This window comes from Streptomyces sp. 13-12-16 (genome assembly GCF_002114215.1).
Lineage (GTDB): Bacteria > Actinomycetota > Actinomycetes > Streptomycetales > Streptomycetaceae > Streptomyces.
The window spans coordinates 1-397 of the sequence record NZ_NCTE01001300.1 but is presented as its reverse complement, the minus strand read 5'-3'; the positions used below and the strand labels follow the sequence as shown (position 1 = coordinate 397).

1 protein-coding gene is annotated in these 397 nt (G+C 79.8%); it reads right to left on the bottom strand.

The window, feature by feature from the left end; translation table 11 throughout:
• Positions 1–109: 109 nt before the first annotated feature.
• Positions 110–397 (bottom strand): serine hydrolase (locus tag B7767_RS40120; protein WP_179167506.1); only part of this gene is annotated, 288 nt, incomplete at its 5' end.

Genomic DNA, 397 nt, shown 5'->3' with positions numbered 1-397 from the left:
GGGGGGGGGGGCGCCCGCCGGCACTCCGGCGCTGTGGCAGCGGCTGTGACGGCATGACCGTACGGCGCCGGCCCCGTGCCGGCGCCGACGCCGTTCCCGGGCACGGACGTCACGGCCCCGCTTCCGCGAGCAGGGCGTACGCCGTGGCCACGAACGGGTCGCGGGCGCGGAAGCGGCGGGTGCAGACCGCGGCCAGGGCGGTTCCGGTGTCGGGCCGGAAGCCGAGGAAGGCCTGCTGGCCGGGGGTGGCCCCGCTGTGGAAGTACAGGGGGCCGCCGTCCGTCGGGTGCCGGAACCAGGTGACGGTGTGCACGTGCCGGTGCCCGAGTCCGCGGCGGAGCACGGGGGTGCGTACGGCGCGCAGCGCGCCGGCGGGGCCGGGTGCGCGGGCCGGGTC